General features: G+C 42.1%; 17 protein-coding genes and 1 riboswitch. Of the genes, 14 read left to right on the top strand and 3 right to left on the bottom strand.

Annotated elements, in window-relative coordinates; all coding sequences use genetic code 11:
• Window positions 1–14: 14 nt before the first annotated feature.
• Window positions 15–119, bottom strand: a riboswitch (TPP riboswitch).
• 182 nt (window positions 120–301) lie between these two features.
• Window positions 302–1,957: a nucleoside kinase gene (locus tag ACKX14_RS11135; protein WP_422447613.1), complete on the top strand. Its 1,656-nt coding sequence runs from the start codon at window positions 302–304 to the stop codon at window positions 1,955–1,957.
• Here the strand turns inward: ACKX14_RS11135 and ACKX14_RS11130 are convergent.
• Window positions 1,954–2,280 carry a hypothetical protein gene (locus ACKX14_RS11130; RefSeq protein ID WP_422447611.1) on the bottom strand — a complete coding sequence of 109 codons (327 nt, stop codon included), beginning with the start codon at window positions 2,278–2,280 and terminating at the stop codon, window positions 1,954–1,956. The two genes, ACKX14_RS11135 and ACKX14_RS11130, sit on opposite strands and share 4 nt — an antisense overlap.
• A gap of 421 nt (window positions 2,281–2,701) precedes the next feature.
• On the opposite strand from ACKX14_RS11130, the gene ACKX14_RS11125 reads away from it, so the two are divergent.
• Window positions 2,702–2,785, top strand: coding sequence for an IS3 family transposase (locus ACKX14_RS11125; RefSeq protein WP_422447672.1), 84 nt, complete (start codon window positions 2,702–2,704; stop codon window positions 2,783–2,785).
• Between the two features lie 191 nt (window positions 2,786–2,976).
• Here ACKX14_RS11125 and ACKX14_RS11120 read toward each other — a convergent pair whose 3' ends face one another.
• On the bottom strand, window positions 2,977–4,902 hold the full coding sequence (locus ACKX14_RS11120) for an oxidoreductase (RefSeq protein WP_422447609.1): 1,926 nt from the start codon (window positions 4,900–4,902) through the stop codon (window positions 2,977–2,979).
• A gap of 76 nt (window positions 4,903–4,978) precedes the next feature.
• On the bottom strand, window positions 4,979–5,800 hold the full coding sequence (locus ACKX14_RS11115; protein WP_422447607.1) for a MerR family transcriptional regulator: 822 nt from the start codon (window positions 5,798–5,800) through the stop codon (window positions 4,979–4,981).
• A 926-nt stretch (window positions 5,801–6,726) separates the two neighbouring features.
• Between ACKX14_RS11115 and ACKX14_RS11110 the strand changes: the two genes are divergently transcribed.
• From ACKX14_RS11110 to madM, 12 genes are all read left to right on the top strand, one after another.
• Complete coding sequence (locus ACKX14_RS11110) at window positions 6,727–6,927, top strand: cold shock domain-containing protein (RefSeq protein ID WP_422447605.1); 201 nt, start codon at window positions 6,727–6,729, stop codon at window positions 6,925–6,927.
• Window positions 6,928–7,077: 150 nt separating this feature from the next.
• Window positions 7,078–7,608 (top strand): ribosome hibernation-promoting factor, HPF/YfiA family, encoded by a 531-nt coding sequence (gene hpf / locus ACKX14_RS11105; protein WP_422447603.1) that lies wholly within the window; start codon window positions 7,078–7,080, stop codon window positions 7,606–7,608.
• 134 nt (window positions 7,609–7,742) lie between these two features.
• Complete coding sequence (locus tag ACKX14_RS11100; protein WP_422447601.1) at window positions 7,743–8,399, top strand: hypothetical protein; 657 nt, start codon at window positions 7,743–7,745, stop codon at window positions 8,397–8,399.
• Between the two features lie 226 nt (window positions 8,400–8,625).
• On the top strand, window positions 8,626–9,891 hold the full coding sequence (locus ACKX14_RS11095; protein WP_422447599.1) for an HD-GYP domain-containing protein: 1,266 nt from the start codon (window positions 8,626–8,628) through the stop codon (window positions 9,889–9,891).
• Window positions 9,881–10,450 (top strand): DUF5317 domain-containing protein, encoded by a 570-nt coding sequence (locus ACKX14_RS11090; protein WP_422447597.1) that lies wholly within the window; start codon window positions 9,881–9,883, stop codon window positions 10,448–10,450. Before ACKX14_RS11095 ends, ACKX14_RS11090 begins: the two co-directional genes overlap by 11 nt.
• Before the next feature lie 98 nt (window positions 10,451–10,548).
• Window positions 10,549–13,062 carry a preprotein translocase subunit SecA gene (gene secA / locus ACKX14_RS11085; protein ID WP_422447595.1) on the top strand — a complete coding sequence of 838 codons (2,514 nt, stop codon included), beginning with the start codon at window positions 10,549–10,551 and terminating at the stop codon, window positions 13,060–13,062.
• A 158-nt stretch (window positions 13,063–13,220) separates the two neighbouring features.
• A protein-coding gene (prfB, locus tag ACKX14_RS11080; RefSeq protein ID WP_422447593.1) for a peptide chain release factor 2 occupies window positions 13,221–14,319 on the top strand; the annotation gives its coding sequence in 2 pieces (ribosomal slippage) (window positions 13,221–13,280 and window positions 13,282–14,319; 1,098 coding nt in all).
• A gap of 236 nt (window positions 14,320–14,555) precedes the next feature.
• Entirely contained in the window at window positions 14,556–16,766 is a 2,211-nt protein-coding gene (locus ACKX14_RS11075; RefSeq protein WP_422447591.1) for an ATP-binding protein, read from the top strand.
• A 69-nt stretch (window positions 16,767–16,835) separates the two neighbouring features.
• Window positions 16,836–18,092, top strand: a complete 1,257-nt coding sequence (locus ACKX14_RS11070) for a sigma-54-dependent transcriptional regulator (protein WP_422447589.1) — start codon at window positions 16,836–16,838, stop codon at window positions 18,090–18,092.
• Between the two features lie 409 nt (window positions 18,093–18,501).
• Window positions 18,502–19,686: a CaiB/BaiF CoA transferase family protein gene (locus ACKX14_RS11065; RefSeq protein WP_422447587.1), complete on the top strand. Its 1,185-nt coding sequence runs from the start codon at window positions 18,502–18,504 to the stop codon at window positions 19,684–19,686.
• Window positions 19,687–19,702: 16 nt separating this feature from the next.
• Entirely contained in the window at window positions 19,703–20,074 is a 372-nt protein-coding gene (gene madL / locus ACKX14_RS11060) for a malonate transporter subunit MadL (protein ID WP_422447585.1), read from the top strand.
• 30 nt (window positions 20,075–20,104) lie between these two features.
• Complete coding sequence (gene madM, locus ACKX14_RS11055) at window positions 20,105–20,869, top strand: malonate transporter subunit MadM (RefSeq protein WP_422447583.1); 765 nt, start codon at window positions 20,105–20,107, stop codon at window positions 20,867–20,869.
• Window positions 20,870–21,071: the final 202 nt, after the last annotated feature.

Genomic DNA, 21,071 nt, shown 5'->3' with positions numbered 1-21,071 from the left:
GGATGCGGTTTATAAACACTGATATTCTACCTTCCCTTCGCTGGCATTACCCAAACAGGTTCTAAGGGTTCGGGATTGTCCCGTCTCAGCCGCTCTAAGCAGCACCCCTGGTAGAAAATATTTAGTTTGATTCATTATACTTTAAAAACAGGGTAATGTCAATTCGGTTCTACAACTGTGAAATTTCCTGCCTGAAGATGTGGTATAATAGCAAAGGGAACCTTGAATTGATTTATGGAAAAAAGAAATGTTAAGTATTAGATTATAAAATTGCACTGTATTAGCAGGAGGGGGTAACGTTATGAAGGTTACCATCGATGGCCGTGGAGAAAAATTAATAAATGAACCCGTGGCGCTTCTAACACTGGCAAAAGAATATCAAAAAGAGTACTCATCACCCATTGTCGGGGCCATAGTGAACAACCGGCTCAGGGAACTTACATACGTCCTGAAAGAAGATGCCCGGCTGGAGTTTCTGGACCTTACCACGGAAATAGGCATGAAGATTTATGTAAGAAGTCTTTCTTTTTTGTTCATAAAGGCATGTCACGATGTCTTACCGGGCTGCAGGGTCCACATTGAACACTCCCTTGGAGATGGTCTCTACTGTGAGATATACAGGGGAGAGCCCATCAGTGAGGAAGATGTGGAAGATATTGAAAGCAGGATGAGGCAGCTGGTGGAAAGGGATATCCCGATCCTGAAGACGAAGATGTCCGTCGAAGAGGCCGCCATAATGTTCAAAAAAATGGGCCTTGAAGACAAAGTGAGGGTATTGAAGTACAGGAAAGAACCCTTTGTCAATATATACGAACTGGACGGTATGAAGGACTACTTTTACGGTTACATGCTGCCATCAACCGGCTACCTTAAATGGTTTAAACTCAAATTTTACCTCCCCGGCGTCATACTTCAATTCCCCGGCAGGTCAAATCCCACCCTGGTGGCGCCATACCGGGAACAGCCGAAACTTGCCAGGGTATTCAGGGAAGCCGAGCGATGGGCCCATATTCTGGGAGTCGCCGATGTGGGCGCGCTGAACGACTACATCGCCGCCGGCAGGGCCGGTGAAATCATCCGAATAGCCGAGGCCCTGCATGAGAAAAAGATAGCCCAGATAGCCGACACCATATATGAGAACAGGGAAAGAATGAGGATAATTCTCATTGCGGGCCCATCCTCATCGGGCAAGACCACCTTCGCCCAGCGCCTCATGGTCCAGCTCAGGGTAAACGGACTCCGGCCCATATCCGTATCCCTGGATGACTACTTTGTTGACCGTGATAGAACTCCTCTGGATGAAGAAGGTAAACCCGACTTTGAAGCGCTGGAGGCCATAGACATAAAGCTTTTCAATCAACACCTGACCAGGCTGATTCAGGGAAAGGAAGTGCTGCTGCCCAGATATAATTTTCATACTGGCAAAAGGGAGTATCAGAACATCCCCATAAGGGTGGACAGGGACCAGCCCATTATCATTGAAGGCATACACGGCCTCAATGAGCGTCTGACGTTGTCTATCCCTAAGGAGAACAAATTTAAAATATACGTAAGCGCCCTCACGCAGCTCAGCCTTGACAACCACAACCGTATTTCCACCACCGACACAAGACTGCTTCGCCGCATTGTGAGAGACAGCTGGAGCCGTTCGGCCGACGCCAGGAAGACCATAGCCATGTGGCCGTCGGTTTTGAAGGGTGCCGAGAAAAACATATTCCCGTACCAGGAAGAGGCGGACGTGATGTTCAATTCGGCCCTGGTGTATGAACTTGCCGTACTGAAAAAGTACGCCGAACCGCTGCTGAAGCAGGTTAGACCCGAAGACCCCGAATACGTCACCGCCAGCTACCTGTTGAAGTTTCTTGCATACTTTGTGCCGATAGAAGATGAAAAAGATATACCCCTGACGTCCATAATACGGGAGTTTATAGGGGGCAGCTGCTTTTACGGGGATTAAGATTTGCGGGGCGGGATTTCGGGCGGGGGGGACGGAGGCGGCCCCGCCAGGGGGTGTCTTGGGGCATGGACTACAGTTATGCTGCTGTATATGATTTCATATTCATATCTGGTGCAGGCGTCGTCAAGGCATCTCTTTCGGATTTCCGCCCTTGGCACCACCACCGTAACCTCGTGAGGCGTGTCGATATCCAGTTTTCTGTTGAGCTTTATGGAAAGGCCCGGAAGGTTGACCACGACCGTGTCATCCTGCCGGGTTTTCTTTCGTTTAATAAAATTCTTCATCCAGTTTTTTATTTTTAATATAGCACTTTTCAAGGGCATGCAAACCCCTCTTTTGAAAATTTTAAAGAATCCTTAATAGAACATATTAAATATAACCTGATAAGGTGATATTATTTTAATGCTTTTCAGTAAAACTCTGTCTAAAATTTGCACGGAGGAATCTTAAAAACTGACCTTTCGCACCATTAACCTCTAAAAAAATTTTTTAAGCTGCTAAAACTAGAAGGTAGAAAGCGACAAAATCAAGTGTTATTTACCCGAGAAGTATATCACTGAGCCAAGGAGAGTGGCGAGTTTCATGTGGATTGATTTTGGTATTTTTATAAACCCGCCTTAGGTTATTATTGCCATTTTATGGAATATAAAAATATGTTGTCTTATGAAATAGGGTGTGAAATCGAGATAAATAATAAAAGATCTATGATTCTTAGAAGAATTATGATGAACTTTAAAATTAGAAATATATTATACATTTAAAAACATTGAAGAATTAAAAAAGGCAATTAAAAAATATATCTATTTTTACAACAATGAGCGATTATAAGAGAAAACTAAATGGAATGACATATTTAGAGTATTACAATTGCTATCTTGAATATATCACTTCATAAAAAAGATTGAATCCCATTAGGGATTCAATCTGAAAACTTCTTGTTTTTTTGACCGGTTGATTGAAAGGAAGTAGTTTAGATATTTTTTAACAAACCCTTCTAATAAAGAAAAGAGTAGAACAAACTACAGTTTTAAACCGACCTGAAAACCATCCTGAATTGCATCCAATGCATTGCTGGTCTTGACAGCACCGCCTATAGTATAAACCTCTCTGCAGTATGCCCTTGCTTTATCTTCCAATGTTTTATTGGGTTTATAGCCAAAAGCCAAAACTATTGTGTCAGCAGGAAGGGTAAACCGGTTACCTTTACTTTCACAAACAACGCCATTATCCGTGATTTCAACTACTTTTGTATTTGTATATTGTTTTACACCGTATTTGTTCAAGATATTGGTCAGTTCGATTGTCTGTACCGGATCAAGTTCTTTCAGAATTTCCGGAAGCATTTCAACAATGGAAACTTTCTTTTCTTCCAATGCAAGGGCTGCAGCCGTTTCTCCACCGACTTCACCACCGCCGCAAACAACAATTAAATCCTTAGTCGGTACTTTACCTAAAAGGACATCTTCTGCAAAGACAACGTGATCTTTGTCAATGCCTTTGATATTTGGTTTTACCGGGACACCACCAGTAGCAAGGACTATTGCATCCGGATTAACTTCCTTTATTAATTCTTCAGTGACTGTTGTATTTAATTTTATCTCGACGTTCAGTTTCTTTAACTCATGGCGGATCCAAGAAACAAAGGTTGAAAGTTCACCTTTGCATGGAGGGTAGGCAGCAGATTTGAACTGTCCGCCAATATCGTTTCTCTGCTCATAGACGGTAACCCTATGACCGCGTTTTGCAGCAATCATTGCAGCTTCTAGCCCGCCAGGGCCTGCGCCAATGACCATTACGTTTTTCGGTTGTTCTACTTTTGTATAATCGGTTTCATATTCGTGACCAATTTCCGGATTGACGAGGCAAGTGATACTTCTGCCCTTAAGTAGCTGCATGACACATCCTTGTAGACAACCGATGCAGTAACGAATTGATTCAAAATCGCCCATTTTCGCTTTCATCGGGAGATAAGGATCAGCTAATGAACCACGGCCCATACCTACAAAGTCTGCTTTTCCCATACTTATGATGGTGTCTGCCATCTTAGGTTCGTTGATACGGTTAACAGTAATAACTGGAATACTGACAACCTTTTTCACTTCTGCTGCAAAGTCAGTAGTCCATGCGTGTTCCTGGTACATGGTAGAAACAATGCCTTTATTATAGTTACCGTAAACACCGCTTGAAACATGGATACCGTCAAAACCCATTGATTCAATTTCCCTGGCAAGGACAAGGGTTTCTGCCATGGTCCTGCCCCCTTCAACCCGTTCTTCACCGGAAATACGGACGATAACGGGGAAGTCCTGACCTACTTTGCTGCGTATGTCAGCAATTACTTCTTTTAAAATACGAATTCTATTTTCAAAACATCCCCCATATTCATCTGTCCGTTTGTTGGCATAAGGAGAAAGAAATTCTGCAAGCAGATAGCCATGTGCAGCATGGACTTCAACACCATCAAAACCTGCTTTCTTTGCACGCAGGGCAGTATCACCAAATTGACCGACAATTTCATGGATTTCGTCGACCGTCAGCTCACGCGGAAGATCACGACACCATGGGCATGGGATTGCAGAAGGAGCAACCGGCTGAACACCGCCATTAACAAAGTGGCTGGTCTGTCTTCCTGGATGATAAATCTGGCAGAAAATTTTTGATTCATATTTGTGAATAGTATCGGTTAAGCGTTTGTTGCCTTCAATTTGTTCATCATTGTACAAGCCAGCTATGAACTGGTAGCCTTTTGCATTCGGATTTACCGCGTAGTCTTCGGTAATGATTAAACCCCAGCCGCCTTTTGCCTTTTCTTCATGATATTTTATGAAGCGATCGGTGAGGGTACCATCTTCGTTGCAAAAGTTTGTAACCATTGCTGTAACTACCAGCCTGTTGGGAATGACGCAGTTGTTTATTTTTTGTGGAGTAAATAGTGCCTTTAACATGTACAAATCCTCCTTGTTTGTTTTTTATTTCACAAGAATGATTATACAGTATGAAGAAACTATAGACTCAAGTCCTTTATTTTTTATTTACGGGAATCTGCACTTCGAAATAACGGCAATAACGTTTGCCTTTATGCACACGTACAAGTAGTTTCCCGATAACGTCACCGCAAATTTTATAATTACTGGTTTGCAAATATTCCATTATGGGATTGAACAGTTTTAAAGATAAATTACCTTTATCGCCGGCATTGATAATAGTGCAAAGGCAAAGCTGTGATGGCACAAACTTTACGGACTCATTTACCGGGAGTTTTAAAATATCAGCATATTTCTTCTCTGTAATCAGCGACCATTGAATACGGTCCACTGTATTTCGGTGTATCAGATCTTCCAAAGTAACATGTAAGCCAAACTCTACAAAAGGCAGAAAATTCATCCATTCAGAAAACAGTGGATTTGTACTATCAAGCTCTTCATATTGATCTCCTTGGCTGCTGAGGTAAATAAAATACAACTGTTCCGGTATTTTTTTAATCCAGAAATTTCCTTCATTCAACTCTACGGTTTCAATACTTGAGCGATATTGTTCAATTTTCTCATATAGCAGCGTATTGTAACGGATCTCATCATTGATACTATTTTGCTTTTCATCTATCTTCTGCAGAAAAAAGTCCAAAGACTCAGCGTGTAAGATTTTAGAAATATCCTTAACCGATATATCAAAGCTTCTGTATTTCATACACTCCATCAGAAAGAAAATATCCCAAGTTTCATAAATACGATATTTACTGTCCGCTTTTCGGGAGGGCTTGATTATATTCTGTGATTCGTAAAAGCGGATCGTTTCCACCGACATATTTAAAAGCTTTGACACCTCGCCAATCTTTAAACTCATCAAAATCTTCCTTCCTAAAGTCTGTAGTTTCTGCAGGCTTTATTTTTTATTTATTGTTTTAGTTTTATTATAAAATCGTGAAAGGAAATTCATCAAGATTACTACAAAAAACAATAGTTTTGATGATTAAATTGATGAACTAAATCTATACAAGACAATTATTGAGTTAATTATTTGAAATTTTTGAAATATGATGCATAACTTAAACTTTAAGCAGCCAAAAGCTGTCAGATTATTTCTGATATCTTCAGCTTGTAGACAAACACCGCTTTTAGACCGTGCATCCTAAAAGCAATATTTTATTAATCAGTACCACTGTATCAATACAGGGTTCTGCCAGTATTTTCGCTGTAAAATAACCTGGGCTACAACAAAGAACATCGCACCGATTTAAAGCAATTTAAAGTTGGCTTTGTATTTGGTAGTGTATGCCCCTTAAACCCCGACAAGCGCAAGCTATGAGGACTGGAATCTGTTTACCGCATCAAAATAAGGGTAGAAGACCCTGATGAAAAAGCTATAATTACCCTTTTAATCTACATGCTCATCCAGATAAGGGTTCGCCATTCACTTAAAAAAGAAAAAGACCCTATCGAACTGGTAGGAAAGGCAAAAAGCTTTGAGCCAACAGGGGCCGGGATTCTGGAACTATTTGAATACGTGAAGATATTGAAAGTAAAGGAAAGCGACAAAATCAAGCGTTATTTACCAAAGAAATATATCACTGAGCTAAGGAGGGTGGCGAGTTTCATCAGGATTGATTTTGGCATTTTTACAAACCCGCCTTAGGTTATTATTACCATTTTATGGAATACGAAATCTGAGTTAAAAAAACTTTTATTTAATTTGACTTTACCATCCCGGTGTGTTATAGTGAATGAAGTGGATATCCCACTTCTATTTCTTTTTTAGGAGGAATGAATAAATTGCAAGGCAAAGTAAAATGGTTCAATCAGGAGAAGGGTTATGGTTTCATTCATGTGGAAGAAGGAAAGGACATATTTGTCCATTACTCCGCGATTCAGCAGGAGGGCTTTAAGACCCTGAAAGAAGGCGATACGGTAGAATTTGACATAGTCGAAGGCCAGAAAGGCCCTCAGGCCGCAAATGTTGTAAAAGTCGACTAGAAAATCAAGCCCGGTGAAAGCCGGGCTTTTTTAACTTTATTCTCCCTTTCCTGTTTTTCGAGGAGGAATTTTGTAAAAAATGAGGAATAATATATATGTACTAGCAAAAATATAATAAAAACCAATAATTCCCAGAAGGGAGTTGAACTTATGAAAGTAAATGTCAGCGGCAAGAACTTTATCGTCACAAATCCTTTGAAAGAATATGCGGAAAAGAAAGTAGGTAAAATTGCAAAATTTTTTGACGGAGAGCTCGAAGCTCAGGTTACGATGAGCGTGGAAAAAGACAGGCATATAGTGGAAGTAACCATACCGGTGAATGGCATTATACTGAGGGGAGAAGTGGAGAGTCCCGACATGTATTCGTCCATTGACCTGGTGGTGGATAAATTAGATAAGCAAATAGAAAAGCACAGGACAAAATTATCGCGAAATTTGCGCAGAGTACCGATTAAATTTAACGGTGAAGCCGCCAGCGCCGCCAGGGTGGAAAATGAACCCAGGGTGGTCAAGGTGAAAAAATTTGCCCTGAAACCAATGGATGTAGAAGAAGCTGTATTGCAGATGGACCTTCTGGGACACGACTTTTTCGTGTTTTCCAATGCAGAGACCAATGAAATAAATGTGGTGTATAAGCGCAGAGACGGGAATTACGGATTGATAGAGCCCGAATTATTATAGGCGGAGTCTACTGTTAATGTATTGAAACTAAAGCCTGCTTTATGGGCTCTTTTTTTATCAAAAAGTTACTTTATTTAGAAGGAAATAGCAATTTCGAGTCGAATTGTTTATTATACGGAGTGAGGGGTGATTTAATGTCAGAAAATATAGATAGAGAGCAAATTATCAGACACTGCGAAGAATTGATACGCAAGATAAAAGATATAGTTTCGGCCAAGATTATTACGGCTCCCGACGGTAAAATTTCCGAAATCCACGTCATAGCGAATTCAAAGAGAAACCCGAAGCAGATTGTAAGGGACATAGAGTCGGCCTTAATAGCGTCGTTTGGCTCTGAAGTGGATCATAAAAAGATTAGCGTGGCTCAGTTGAACAACGAAAACCAGTTTACATCCGAGATTAGACTAAAGGTGGAAGGAATAGGAGTAAAAAATTATCAGCAAAATTATGAAGTCACGGTGTCGCTGAGCGACCCCGAAGGCAATACTTATGAAGGGAGGTCTTCCGGTCCAGGGTCTTACGAGAGCCGCATGAGGACGGTGGCCGTAGCAACCCTGGAAGCCATACGTCAATATTTGAAGGCAAACTGCATATTGAGTCTGGAGGACATAATTGAATTTAAGGTGGGCGGCAAAGATGCCGTGGCCGTCTTAATATCGTTTATAATTGACAGAAATGAAGAGCATTTTCTCGGTAGCGCGCTGGTCAAGCATGACAGGGTGGAGAGCATAGTAGCCGCAGTATTGAATGCAGTTAACAGAAAGATAAGTTTTCTGGTAAAGGAGATGTAGTTTAAGGGCCGACAAAGAGCGAAGCGATTTTATAGCCTGCTTAACTAGCGGTAGAGCAGAGCAACCGAAAAAGGAGGCTATAAAATGAAGCTTAACGACACGCTGATAAAGATTTTACTAGCTCTTTTCGCCTTGGTTCTGGCCGGTGGAGCCAGTTTCAGATTAGGACCTTAGTTGAAAAACTTTTTTGTCGGCCCTTATTTCATATAAACAAGGTGATAAAGCTATGAAAAAATACTCAATACAGTTTTTTATGTACTTTTTTGTTATTGTAATTTCCGCACTGTATCTTTTGTTTTATTCAATGACTAGCGTGAATCTTGATGATGTAAGATCGCCTGTGGGGATTTTACTTTTTACCGGCCTTTTAATCTTTGCCCAACAACTGCCAGTGCCCCTGCCAGAAAAAGCCGAAGTTACGGTAGACTTTGCCATTGTATTAAGTTCGTTATTGATTTTTGGTACAAAGACCAGTATATTGATGGTCTTTTTATCATCTCTTATTACGGAAATAAAACGTATTAAAATCATGTCATTTTATAAAGCGGTATTTAATATCTCTCTATATGTTGTAATGGTTGGGGCAGGAGGATTCGTTTTCGAAAAGTTGGGAGGCATTCCCGGCGAAATAAACCTTTATCGCGATTTCCAGGGAATAATGGCAGTAACGTTTACATATCTTTTTATAAACGTTTGTCTTGTAACTGTTGCTTTGTCATTGATTGAAAAAGAACCTGTATCACGCATTTTTTTCAATAATTTTAAATGGGCCCTGCCAAATTATATTGCCCTCGCTCCACTTGGTATTCTTCTTGCGATAATCTTTCTAAATGTTGGTGGTCTTGGAATTTTGCTTTTTTTGGTTCCTCTGCTCGTAGCTCGCCACTCTTTTAAGCTGTACATGAATATGAGAAAAGTATACCTCGACACCGTCCAGGCTCTGGCAACGGCCATTGAGGCCAAAGATCCGTATACCCGCGGCCACTCAGAGAGGGTTGCCAAATATTCTTCGATAATAGCCGAGGAAATGAATCTGCCCCAGGATGTTGTGAACAACCTGAATTTTGCAGCCCTACTTCACGATATAGGGAAAATAGGCATACCCGAAGCCATCCTCAATAAGCCCGGGAAGCTATCCGAAGATGAATTTTCAAAGATTAAAACTCACCCCATCCTGGGGGCGAGCATAGTGGAAAAAATAGATTTTTTAGCCAGGGCCTCATCATTTATAAAGTTTCATCATGAAAAACAGAACGGTTCCGGTTACCCGGCGGGTTTGCAGGGAGAGGAGATTCCCCTAGGAGCGGCCATACTGGCGGTGGCCGATGCCTTCGACGCCCTGACGTCCGATAGGCCCTATCGAAAGGCCTGGAGCGTCGAGGAAACATTAGTAGAGATAGAGAGAAATTCAAACATTCAGTTTAAGCCGGAGGTCGTTGACGCTTTGAAAAGTGCTGTGAAAAAGGGGAGGATAAAGGTTAATGCTGATTGATTTTTTAGTGATATCCATTGCCGTTGGTTTAATAAGGAGGGGCAATTTCAGAGGGCTGGCCGCCATACCGCTAAGAAAAGTGGAGTTTATTTTTTTGTCCTTTATCATCCGCTATTTGCCTCTTTTTTTAAGGGGACGACTGTACGAACTGGCAGTAAAATACAATGTCATAATAGCCGCCGCGGCTTATGCAGCTTTGCTCTACGGCCTTGCTTCCAACTGGCACATTAAAGCCATGCGGCCGGTGGCGCTGGGAGTCTTTTTAAATTTCCTGGTCATTGCGGTCAACGGCGGTAAGATGCCGGTATCCCTGAAGGCCGTCGAAACTGCCGGACTCGCCGATCTGAAGCTGTTGCTCTTCGACCGAAACTACCTGTACCATGCGGCCGTAAATTCAGCCACGAAGCTGAAATTTCTGGGAGATGTTATACCCCTCCCGCCGCCATATCCAAAACCCAGAGTATTCAGCATAGGCGACTTTATTATGGGCCTGGGGATATTTTTTACCATTCAGCAGGCTATGTTGAAAAAAAGTTCTACAAGTGATAAAATTATATAGATAAATTCAGGAAGGAACCTTAAATGGGTTCCTTATATAATTTTTTTGAAATAGAAGACTTTTGGCAAGGTACATGCCGGAAGTTATGAGGTGATATCATGCTGGGTATTTTAAATAAGATACTGGGAAAATCCAACGAAAGGGAGATAAAAAAACTAAATAAAATAGTGGAAGAGGTCAATTCATGGGAGCCTAAAATAACAGAGCTTTCCGATGAAGAACTCAGGAAAAAAACCGATGAGTTCAGGGAGCGCCTGTCAAAGGGTGAAACACTGGACGACCTGCTGCCCGAGGCCTTTGCAGTGGTGAGGGAAGCCGCCAGGAGGACCCTTGGTATGCGGCCCTTTGACGTACAGGTGCTGGGCGGCATAGTCCTCCATCAGGGTCGCATCGCCGAGATGAAGACCGGCGAAGGGAAAACGCTGGTGGCCACAATGCCGGCCTATTTAAATGCCCTGACGGGCCGCGGCGTCCATGTGGTGACGGTAAACGACTACCTGGCCCGAAGAGACAGCGAGTGGATGGGCAAGATTTATAAATTTCTCGGCCTGGAGGTGGGCCTCATAGTCCACGGCCTGGATTACGAAGAACGCAAGAGGGCATACAGCGCCGACATCACTTACGGCACCAACAATGAGTTCGGGTTTGACTACCTGAGGGACAATATGGTGCTCTACAAGGAGCACATGGTCCAGAGGGAACTAAACTACGCCATCGTCGACGAGGTGGACAGCATTCTCATAGACGAAGCCCGTACTCCGCTCATTATATCCGGCCAGGCGGAAGAATCCACGGATATATACTATAAATTCGCCAGGTTCGTACCCAGGTTGAAGGAAGGCGAGGATTACACCGTTGACGAAAAGGCCCACAGCGTAATGCCCACCGAAAAGGGCATTAAAAAAGCCGAAAGCTTCCTGGGGGTGGAAAATCTTTACGATGAGGAGAACATGGAGCTTCTGCACCACTTCCAGCAGGCGTTAAAGGCCCATGCTCTGATGAAGATAGACAGGGATTACGTTGTAAAAGACGGCCAGGTCATTATAGTGGATGAGTTTACCGGCCGCCTCATGTTCGGCCGCAGGTACAGCGACGGCCTTCACCAGGCCATAGAGGCCAAAGAGGGAGTCAAGGTGGAGCACGAGAGCAAGACCCTTGCCACCATTACCTTTCAGAACTATTTCAGAATGTACAGGAAACTCGCCGGTATGACCGGCACCGCCGCCACAGAGGAAGAGGAATTCAGGAAGATATACGGCCTCGATGTGGTTGTTATTCCCACAAATAAGCCCATGATAAGGGTAGACTATCCCGACGTGGTATTTAAGACGGAGAAAGGCAAATTTCAGGCGGTGGTCAGGGAAATCGAGGAGTGTTACAGAAGAGGCCAGCCGGTGCTGGTTGGCACCGTCTCTATAGAAAAATCTGAACTCCTGAGCGCCATGCTCAAGAAAAAAGGGATACCCCACGAGGTGCTGAATGCCAAGTACCATGAAAAGGAAGCGGAAATTGTGGCCAGAGCGGGTCAGAAGGGCGCCGTCACCATAGCCACCAATATGGCGGGCCGCGGAACGGATATCGTCCTGGGCGAAGGTGTGGCAGAACTGGGAGGCCTTCATATTATAGGTACGGAAAGACACGAGGCACGCCGGATTGACAACCAGCTCAGAGGCCGCGCAGGACGCCAGGGAGACCCGGGCTCTTCCAGGTTTTATATATCTCTGGAAGACGACCTGATGAGGCTTTTCGGCTCGGACAACATTAAAGGTATCATGGATAAGCTGGGGCTGGAAGAGGATCAGCCCATCGAGCACCCGCTTATAACCAGAGCCATAGAAAACGCTCAGAAGAAGGTGGAGGCCAGAAACTTCGATATAAGAAAACATGTGCTCGAATACGATGATGTCATGAACACCCAGAGGGAGGTCATATACTCCCAGCGCCGGAAAGTGCTGGAGGAGGAAAACCTCAAAGATAGCATAAAAGACATGATAGTCCAGGTTGTCGACAGGCTGCTGGACATATATGCCGGAAAGGAAATTCATCCGGAAGAATGGGATCTGAAAGGCCTTTCGGAATACCTGGCAGATATCTTCCAGATAAAAGGGGAAATCCTGCCGGGGGACGTTGAAAAAATGTCGCGGGAGGATGTGCGCCAGAGCATTATCGAAAAGGCGCTTTCCGCTTATGAGAGAAAAGAGGCCGAACTGGGCGCCGAGACCATGCGGGAACTGGAAAGGTTCATCATGCTAAAGGTCGTGGACCAGAAATGGATGGACCACATCGACGCCATGGACCAGTTAAGGGAAGGCATCGGTCTCAGGGCTTACGGCCAGAGAGATCCGCTGGTGGAATACAAAATAGAGGGCTATGAAATGTTCCAGGAGATGATAAAAAACATCCAGGAAGACACACTGCGGTACCTCTTCAGAATGCAGGTGAAAACCGCTCCTCAGAGACAGCAGAAGACATACAACGTTACCTATTCCCACGGAGGAAGTGACGAAAAACCGCAGCCCGTCCGCAAGGAAAAGAAAATAGGCCGAAACGACCCATGCCCCTGCGGCAGCGGCAAGAAATACAAGAAGTGCTGCGGTCGCTTTGCGAGCTGAAGAAACTTCCAACTCGCAGCCGATACAATATAGTTTATGCTCCCATGCAGATGTTCCATGGTAAGAGCGCCTGAATTTGTCAATCACCCGTTGCCAGAGATGTCCGGGTAAATGCCTTTACCTTGCAAAAACTTATAGAAGGGAAGTGAGGTTTGCAAATGTTTGAGGAATATAAAGCAGAAGTAGAATCTATGAGATCCGTTTTATCCGAACTGAGGGATTCTCTTTGAAATAGATAAGATGCAGGAAGAAATTGGGGAACTGGAGCGGAAAACCGCTGTCCCGGATTTCTGGGACGACCCGGAAAACGCCCAGAAGATTTTGCAGAGGTTAAATGAAAAAAAAGAAAAAGTGGAAAAATACCTGCGATTGGAAAAAAATTACGAAGACCTGGAGGCCTTGATTGAACTTGGCATTGAAACTGCGGAACCGGAACTGGAGCAGGAAATAAAAGAGGAGACGAAACTCTTTAAAGACAGGCTCGAGAGAATGAAGCTTGAAACGCTGCTCTCGGGCAAATATGACAGGAACAACGCCATATTATCGCTTCACGCCGGGGCTGGCGGCACTGAAGCCCAGGACTGGGTGGAGATGCTGCTCCGCATGTACACCCGGTGGGCGGAAGATAAGGGATATAAGGTAACCACCCTGGACGTTTTGCCGGGAGAAGAAGCCGGAATAAAGAGCGCCACGATATTAATTCAAGGCCCCAATGCGTTTGGCTATTTGAAGTCGGAAAAAGGCGTCCATCGTCTCGTGCGCATATCGCCTTTCGACGCGGCCGGCCGGCGCCACACCTCCTTCGCATCGGTGGATGTCATGCCGGAAATCGACGACGATGTGGAGATTGAGATCAGGCCCGAGGATATTAAAATAGACACCTTCAGGGCCGGCGGTGCCGGAGGCCAGTATGTCAACAAGACCGAGTCGGCTGTGCGTATAACTCATATTCCTACGGGCATCGTGGTATCCTGCCAGAATGAACGTTCCCAGCAGAGCAACAGGAACACCGCCATGAAATTATTGAAAGCCAAGCTGTTCGAACTTTATCAGGAAAAACAGCAGGAAGAGCTTGAAAAAATTCGAGGCGATCAAAAAGAGATTGCCTGGGGCAGCCAGATAAGGTCTTACATCTTTCACCCGTACAGCCTGGTAAAAGACCACAGGACCAATGTGGAAGTTGGCAATGTCCAGGCCGTAATGGACGGCGAGATAGATGTTTTTATAAATGCGTATCTGAAATTTCAGGTAAGGTAAGGAAAACCAAGAATAAAATTGTATTTAAATTTAATAATTAAATAAAGGTTGCCTTAAAAGTCATTTTCAAGGCAGCCTTTTTTATTTTTGAGTGTTTTCGCCGTCATAATTTGGTTGTGAAAAATCTTGTCATTTGTGGATGGTTTGTGTAACATAAATATATAGATTAATTCAGGGAAATTAAAGCGCAGAGAAGGAAATTGAGACTATCAGAGATTTGGGTAAGGAAGGAAAGAATGAAATTTTTCAACTTTAGTTTGAAATTAAAGATCCCAATTTTCATTGTTATTCTGGTCATCATTACCGTCAGTGTTACCGGGGCCCTTTCTCTTTTTATTGCCACAAAAAACACGCAAAAAGAAGTACTGGATAAAAATTTGCTGATTTCTCGAATGATATCCGAACGTATTTATCAGTTTTTATCCGATGCTACGGAAACCGTAGTAACGGCAGCCAATATTTCATCGCAGAGTAATGACAACTTCGAGCAAATAGAAAATGAAATATTTAGAATATACGACAATTTCGCGTATTTTGATTTAATATTTTACATGAATTCTGAGGCAAGAATGCTGTTCTCAAAACCGTCCAACGAGCATGTGAAGGACAGGACATATTTTGACAGGGATTATTTTAATGAAGTAATGAAAACAGGTAAACCATTTGTAAGCCGGCTTTTAATTAGCAGCGTTCTTGGAAGACCGCATTTCATCATCGCGGCTCCAGTTTTCGATAAATATGGCCGGGTGCAGGGACTTATAGGCGCCGGCATACCGCTTGAGAAAATTGGAAGTATAGTAGAAGAAATACAGAGAGAATTTAACGGCAGGATATGGGTGACTGACAGGGAGGGAGTGATTGCCGTCCACCCCGATAAAAAGCTTATTTTGAAATTAATGCCTTCACCGGAAGTTATGATAAATCTTGAGTCTTCCTCGAAAAAGCTGGCAGATATCATAAAAGATAAAAGTGAAGGGATTAGATATTACAAGGAAGGTAAAGATACAGTTTTTGCGGCTATCAGTTTTGTTCCTAAAGTGGATTGGATGGTCATGGTGGAACAGTATGAAAAAGATGTTTTTGCTCAAACCCTGAATTTAAAAAGGCAGCTGAAAAGCTCCATATATGTTATTATATTTATAGCTATTATTTCGGGCGTCCTCCTGGCAATGAGCATTACAAATCCAATAGAAAGACTGGTAACTAGCGTCAGGAATATAGAAAAAGGGATGTCCAATATAGAAAGCATACCAGTAAACAGAAAAGATGAAATCGGGGACTTGAGCAGAGCCTTTAACGATATGAGCATTCGACTAAAAAGTTATGTGAACGAATTGCAAAATTCTTACTTAAAGGTAAATAATATTCAGCAATACTTAAATAACATTATAGAAAGTGCGGCCAGCGGGATCATTGTAATTGATAAAGAAAAAAATATAACAGTGTTTAATAAGGAAGCAGAAAAAATTACCGGTTTCAAAAGCAGCGATTTTACCAATAAGCACATTTTTAAATTTTGTGAAGCCACGAAATTTGACATTGGCTTGATAGATAGCCTTAATCAGAACATGGATGATGTGGAAACAAATTTGATTACAAAAAATAATGATGAAATACCTATAAATGTTTCGCTATCGCCTGTAATAAATGAGCAGGGTGAAATTCTGGGAACCATTATTCTTTTTAAAGACCTTTCACGTATAAAGATGCTGGAAGAGGAGTTAAAAAGAGAAGACAGGATAAGAACATTGGGAGAAATGTCGGCAAGCATTATCCATGAGATTGGAAATCCTTTGGCCGGTATTGCCAATTTGCTTCAGGTGTTAAATGAAAACTGGCAGGATGATGAAACAAGAACTGAGATAATGAATATCCTGCAGGAAGAAGTTGGAAACCTAAATAAAATGGTGATAAATTTTTTGAATTTCAGCAGGTCCAGCAAACTGAATCCGGAGGCGACAAATATCATAGATTTGCTGGAAGATATTTTAAATCTGTTAAAATCCGATTTAATTGCAAAAAAAATAATTGTAAGCAGAAAGATAGACCCTTTTATTCCACCTGTTTTTGTTGATCGGGGAACTATAAAACAATGCTTTTTGAATATATTGATAAATGCCATTCAGGCGGTGGGCCAGAATGGCAGGATAGTGATAGAGTGCAAAGCCGTTGGCGAATCGGGCAATAACAATTCAAAGAAATTCGCTCAAATTAAAATTTCAGATAATGGGATCGGCATACCTCCGGAAAATATCGAAAAGATATTTTCGCCCTTTTTTACTACAAAAAAAGGAGGTACAGGTTTGGGTCTGGCTATAACATATAAATTAGTAAAAGAAAACGGTGGTAAAATTGCGGTAAAAAGTGAAGTCGGCAAAGGGACTGAAATCGAAGTCCTGCTGCCTGCAGTACCCTGCAGTGTTTCGGAAGCTGGTGAAAAAAGATGAAAATATTGATAATAGATGACGAAAAAAGCATAAGGTTTTCTTTGCAGATAAGCCTCGGCAAGATGGGACATGAAATATATAGCGGAAACAGGCGAAGAAGGTCTGGAAATTTTGAGAAAATATAACCCTGAAATTGCCGTTGTAGACATTAAACTCCCGGGAATCGACGGTATTCAAGTTTTACAAGAGATAAAAAAGTATAGAAAAGAATGCCTTGTGATAATGATAACGTATCTTAGTGAAGTAAGGCTTGCGGTAGAAGCTATGAAAATGGGGGCATATGATTATTTTACAAAGCCCTTTGATCTGGATGAAATAAAAGATACTGTTAATCAGGCAGCCAATTATCTTATGATAAAGCGGCAGATTGAGAAAAGTGACAATAGTCTAGACACCGGTATTATAATCGGCAGGAGTAAGGCTATTTCAGAAATAAAGGAAGTCATTAAGAAGATCTCAAATTTGACTTTCAGCACTGCGGTTTTAATCACCGGGGAGAGCGGCACGGGAAAAGAAGTGATAGCAAGAGCCATACATTATAGCGGGGTAAGGGCCGAGAAACCATTTATAGCCTTAAACTGTGCGGCCATACCCAAAACGCTCCAGGAAAGCGAGCTTTTCGGCTATGAAAAAGGAGCTTTTTCAGATGCAAAAGTGTCAAAAAAAGGTATGATTGAAGAAGCAGATGGGGGCACTTTGTTTTTGGATGAGATTGCCGACATGGATCTTAGCCTTCAGGCCAAGTTATTGAGGACAATCCAGGAAAAAACTTTCCGGCGCCTTGGCAGCAATAAAGAAAGAACTTTTGATGCACATATAGTCTGCGCCACAAATAAGGATCTGCTAAAGGAAATAAAAGAAGGCAGATTCCGGGAAGACCTTTTTTACCGTTTAAATGTAGTTCCTATAAATATACCGCCTTTAAGGGAACGGCTAGAGGATATCGAGCTTCTTGCTGTAGAATTTATAAAAATTTACAACAATAAACTAAATAAAAATATCCCGGGAATTTCTCCAGAAGCTATAGAAATATTAAAAAAATATAAATGGCCCGGTAACGTCCGGGAGATGAAAAATCTTATAGAAAGAGTCATGATATTTAAAGAAGATAATACTGTCATATGTGAAGATGATTTACCTTTAGAAATATTAACTCAAGATGGGGACGAAGATTACGATAAAAATTTAAATCTTGAAAACGTTGAAAGAGAAGCTATACTGACCTCGTTGAAAAAAAATTCCTGGAACATTTCAAGAACCGCTGAAGAATTGGGTATTTCACGCCTGACCCTTAGAAGGAAAATAAAAAGATATAACATAAAATAGAGGAATTATAATAATTTATCATATTATCATACGGCACCTGCCCATATGTAAATAAAAATAATATTAATATATTGATAAAATTAGATATTATTGATAGAGACAGTGGTAACTTTTGAACTTTTAAGTTCAAAAGTTACCATTTTTTTTTAAATAAAAAAGCGTGTTTTTTGCTTAATCCCAAGAAAAATAAGCTTTTCAAAGCATAAGAATAACAGGCATGTTTTTTGCACTGAATAAATACAGGGCAGTGCTAAACAAGCCCAGATACAGCTTAAAGTATTGGCATTGCAAGCTATTGAATCGATTAACTTATCAGGATGAGAGGTGATGACTTCCTTATTAACGATATCATAGCACAACATAAAAAATTTAGTTACAGTAGAAATTATTTTGTAAAGGAGGAGCAGCTTTGAAACCGTTAGAAGGAATTAAGGTGCTGGATTTATCCAGGGTATTAGCAGGTCCTTTTGCCACAATGATTTTGGGGGATCTGGGGGCTGAGATTATAAAAATCGAAATACCGGGTGTTGGCGACGATTCCAGAAGTTTTGGCCCTTTTATAAAAAATGAAAGCGCTTATTTTATGAGCATTAACAGAAACAAAAAAAGCATGACATTAAACCTTAAGAAAAAAGAAGGCGTAGATATATTAAAAAAATTGGTGAAAGAAGCAGACGTTATTGTGGAAAATTTTAGGCCTGGAACCATGGACAAATTAGGAATAGGCTATGATGTTTTAAAAGAAATCAATCCGAGAATTATTTACGCTGCTTGTTCCGGATTTGGTCATACAGGTCCATACAGTCAGAGGCCTGCTTATGATGTGATAGTGCAGGGAATGGGAGGCATTATGAGTATTACCGGTCAGCCGGGTGGGCCTCCGACTAGAGTAGGTGCCTCCATTGGCGACATCACCGCAGCATTGTTTACAGCCATAGGTGTTCTTGCAGCACTTAATGTCCGTGAAAAAACGGGAAAGGGGCAAAAGGTGGATGTTGCTATGCTAGACTGCCAGGTGGCAATCCTGGAAAATGCGATAGCCAGGTATTTTGTTAGCGGTAAGTCACCGGAACCCATCGGGAACAGACATCCTTCCATCACTCCGTTTTCCTCTTTTAAAACTGAAGACGGATTTGTAATTATAGCCATAGGCAATGATAACTTGTGGGCCAAATTTTGTAGCGTAGTAGAAAGAACAGAGTTAATAGACGATGAAAGATTTAAGACAAACCCTGACAGGACAAAGAATTGGAATGAATTGGAACCAATTCTGAATGAGATATTCAGCAAAAAAACCACAGACGAATGGCTGGAAGTTTTAGAAAAGGCCGGTATACCATGTGGGCCCATAAACGACGTCGAACGGGTGGTAAAAGACCCGCAGGTAAAGGCAAGGGAGATGCTGGTAGAACTTGAACACCCTGTGGCCGGAAAAATGAAAGTTCCGGGAATTCCTATAAAATTTTCAGAAACGCCGGGGCAGATTGAAAATCCCGCACCTCTTCTCGGACAGCATACAGAAGAAATTTTAGCGGGTATGCTTGGTTTTAGTAAGAAAGAAATAGAGAATTTAAGAGCAAATAAAGTAATTTAAAAGGAGATGAGTTAATATGGAAATTTACGGTCTCGGGATAATTGCCGTGTGTATGTTTGCCGGTACTTTTTTAGGAAATCTGCTGGGAGAATTGTTAGGTGTTAAGGGAGATGTGGGCGGAGTAGGAATAGCAATGTTATTGCTGGTATTGATTAGCAATTATATGGAATCCAAAGGCAGACCTTTTCCGGAAAAGACCAGTAAAGGCATAGAGTTTGTAAGTTCTCTGTATATCCCTATAGTTGTGGCTATGGCCTCCATCCAAAATGTTGTGGCGGCTTTTAAAGGCGGTGCCGTGGCATTTCTAGCAGGAGGCCTTGCAACGATAGGCTCTATGCTTTTGATTCCTATTATTTCAAGAATAGGTGCGTCTGAAAAAAACTCGTGAAATAACAAAATATGAAGGAGCTGAAATGATATGGTAGTCAGTATAATAAGCGAACTGTTCAAATCATACGGCCTGGTGGGGGCTATAGGTATTGTTGCTCTTGTGATGTATGCGGCATATTACATTGCAAATGCGCTAGGGCAGAAAAGGATGGGATCCGCATTTGCTATAATAATTGGTCTCATTCTGGCCTATATAGCAGGAAAATATACAGGAGGAAAAAAAGGCCTTGCCGATATAGAGCTTTTTGCCGGCGTAGGTTTATTGGGAGGGGGCATGCTTAGGGACTATGCTATTATTTCAACTGCTTATGGAGTAAAGATTGAAAATCTAAAGAAAGCGGGTCTGGTAGGTGTTGTATCATTGATCGTAGGAGTTTTTTTCTCGTTTATAGTCGGTGTAATAACCGCAGTATTATTAGGCTTTAAGAACCCCGTTGATATAACTACAATCGGTGCCGGTGCAGTAACTTTCATAGTGGGACCTGTAACCGGGAGCGCCCTTGGCGCGAGTTCGGAAGTAATTGCCCTATCCATAGCAGCCGGTGTGGTTAAATCGGTACTGACAATGATAATTACACCTATAATTGCTCCGGTAATAGGTTTAAACAATCCCACAGCTGCCATGGTTTACGGAGGTCTTCTTGGTACCACCAGCGGAGTTGCCGGAGGACTTGCGGCTACTGATCCAAAACTTGTACCCTATGGCGCAATGACTGCCACTTTTTATACGGGCTTCGGTACTCTTGTTGCTCCATCTCTGGGATTCTTACTCGTAAGAGCTATATTTGGTTAAATTATCCCCCATTTACCATTTACCGGAAATTTATATCGAAACTTTTAAAATCATATGGAGGAACGTTATGACAAAATTAGATGAAAAGCTAAATGATTTGAGACAAAGGCGCAAGACCATCCAGCAGGGCGGCGGCGAAAAGCGCATAGCAAAGCAGCATGAAAGCGGCAAACTCACCGCCCGGGAAAGGATCGAAAAACTT

Source organism: Thermorhabdus hydrogeniformans (genome assembly GCF_049310025.1).
Classification (GTDB): domain Bacteria; phylum Bacillota; class Thermosediminibacteria; order Thermosediminibacterales; family Tepidanaerobacteraceae; genus JBJYKD01.
This window is presented reverse-complemented; position numbering and strand designations above follow the sequence as displayed.

What these genes read in the sequence shown, in the direction of transcription:
- ACKX14_RS11135 (WP_422447613.1), top strand. Translation starts at nt 302, where the DNA reads ATGAAGGTTACCATCGATGGCCGTGGAGAAAAATTAATAAATGAACCC.
- ACKX14_RS11130 (WP_422447611.1), bottom strand. Translation starts at nt 2,280, where the DNA reads ATGCCCTTGAAAAGTGCTATATTAAAAATAAAAAACTGGATGAAGAAT.
- ACKX14_RS11120 (WP_422447609.1), bottom strand. Translation starts at nt 4,902, where the DNA reads ATGTTAAAGGCACTATTTACTCCACAAAAAATAAACAACTGCGTCATT.
- ACKX14_RS11115 (WP_422447607.1), bottom strand. Translation starts at nt 5,800, where the DNA reads ATGAGTTTAAAGATTGGCGAGGTGTCAAAGCTTTTAAATATGTCGGTG.
- hpf (WP_422447603.1), top strand. Translation starts at nt 7,078, where the DNA reads ATGAAAGTAAATGTCAGCGGCAAGAACTTTATCGTCACAAATCCTTTG.
- ACKX14_RS11100 (WP_422447601.1), top strand. Translation starts at nt 7,743, where the DNA reads ATGTCAGAAAATATAGATAGAGAGCAAATTATCAGACACTGCGAAGAA.
- ACKX14_RS11095 (WP_422447599.1), top strand. Translation starts at nt 8,626, where the DNA reads ATGAAAAAATACTCAATACAGTTTTTTATGTACTTTTTTGTTATTGTA.
- ACKX14_RS11090 (WP_422447597.1), top strand. Translation starts at nt 9,881, where the DNA reads ATGCTGATTGATTTTTTAGTGATATCCATTGCCGTTGGTTTAATAAGG.
- secA (WP_422447595.1), top strand. Translation starts at nt 10,549, where the DNA reads ATGCTGGGTATTTTAAATAAGATACTGGGAAAATCCAACGAAAGGGAG.
- ACKX14_RS11075 (WP_422447591.1), top strand. Translation starts at nt 14,556, where the DNA reads ATGAAATTTTTCAACTTTAGTTTGAAATTAAAGATCCCAATTTTCATT.
- ACKX14_RS11070 (WP_422447589.1), top strand. Translation starts at nt 16,836, where the DNA reads ATGAAATATATAGCGGAAACAGGCGAAGAAGGTCTGGAAATTTTGAGA.
- madL (WP_422447585.1), top strand. Translation starts at nt 19,703, where the DNA reads ATGGAAATTTACGGTCTCGGGATAATTGCCGTGTGTATGTTTGCCGGT.
- madM (WP_422447583.1), top strand. Translation starts at nt 20,105, where the DNA reads ATGGTAGTCAGTATAATAAGCGAACTGTTCAAATCATACGGCCTGGTG.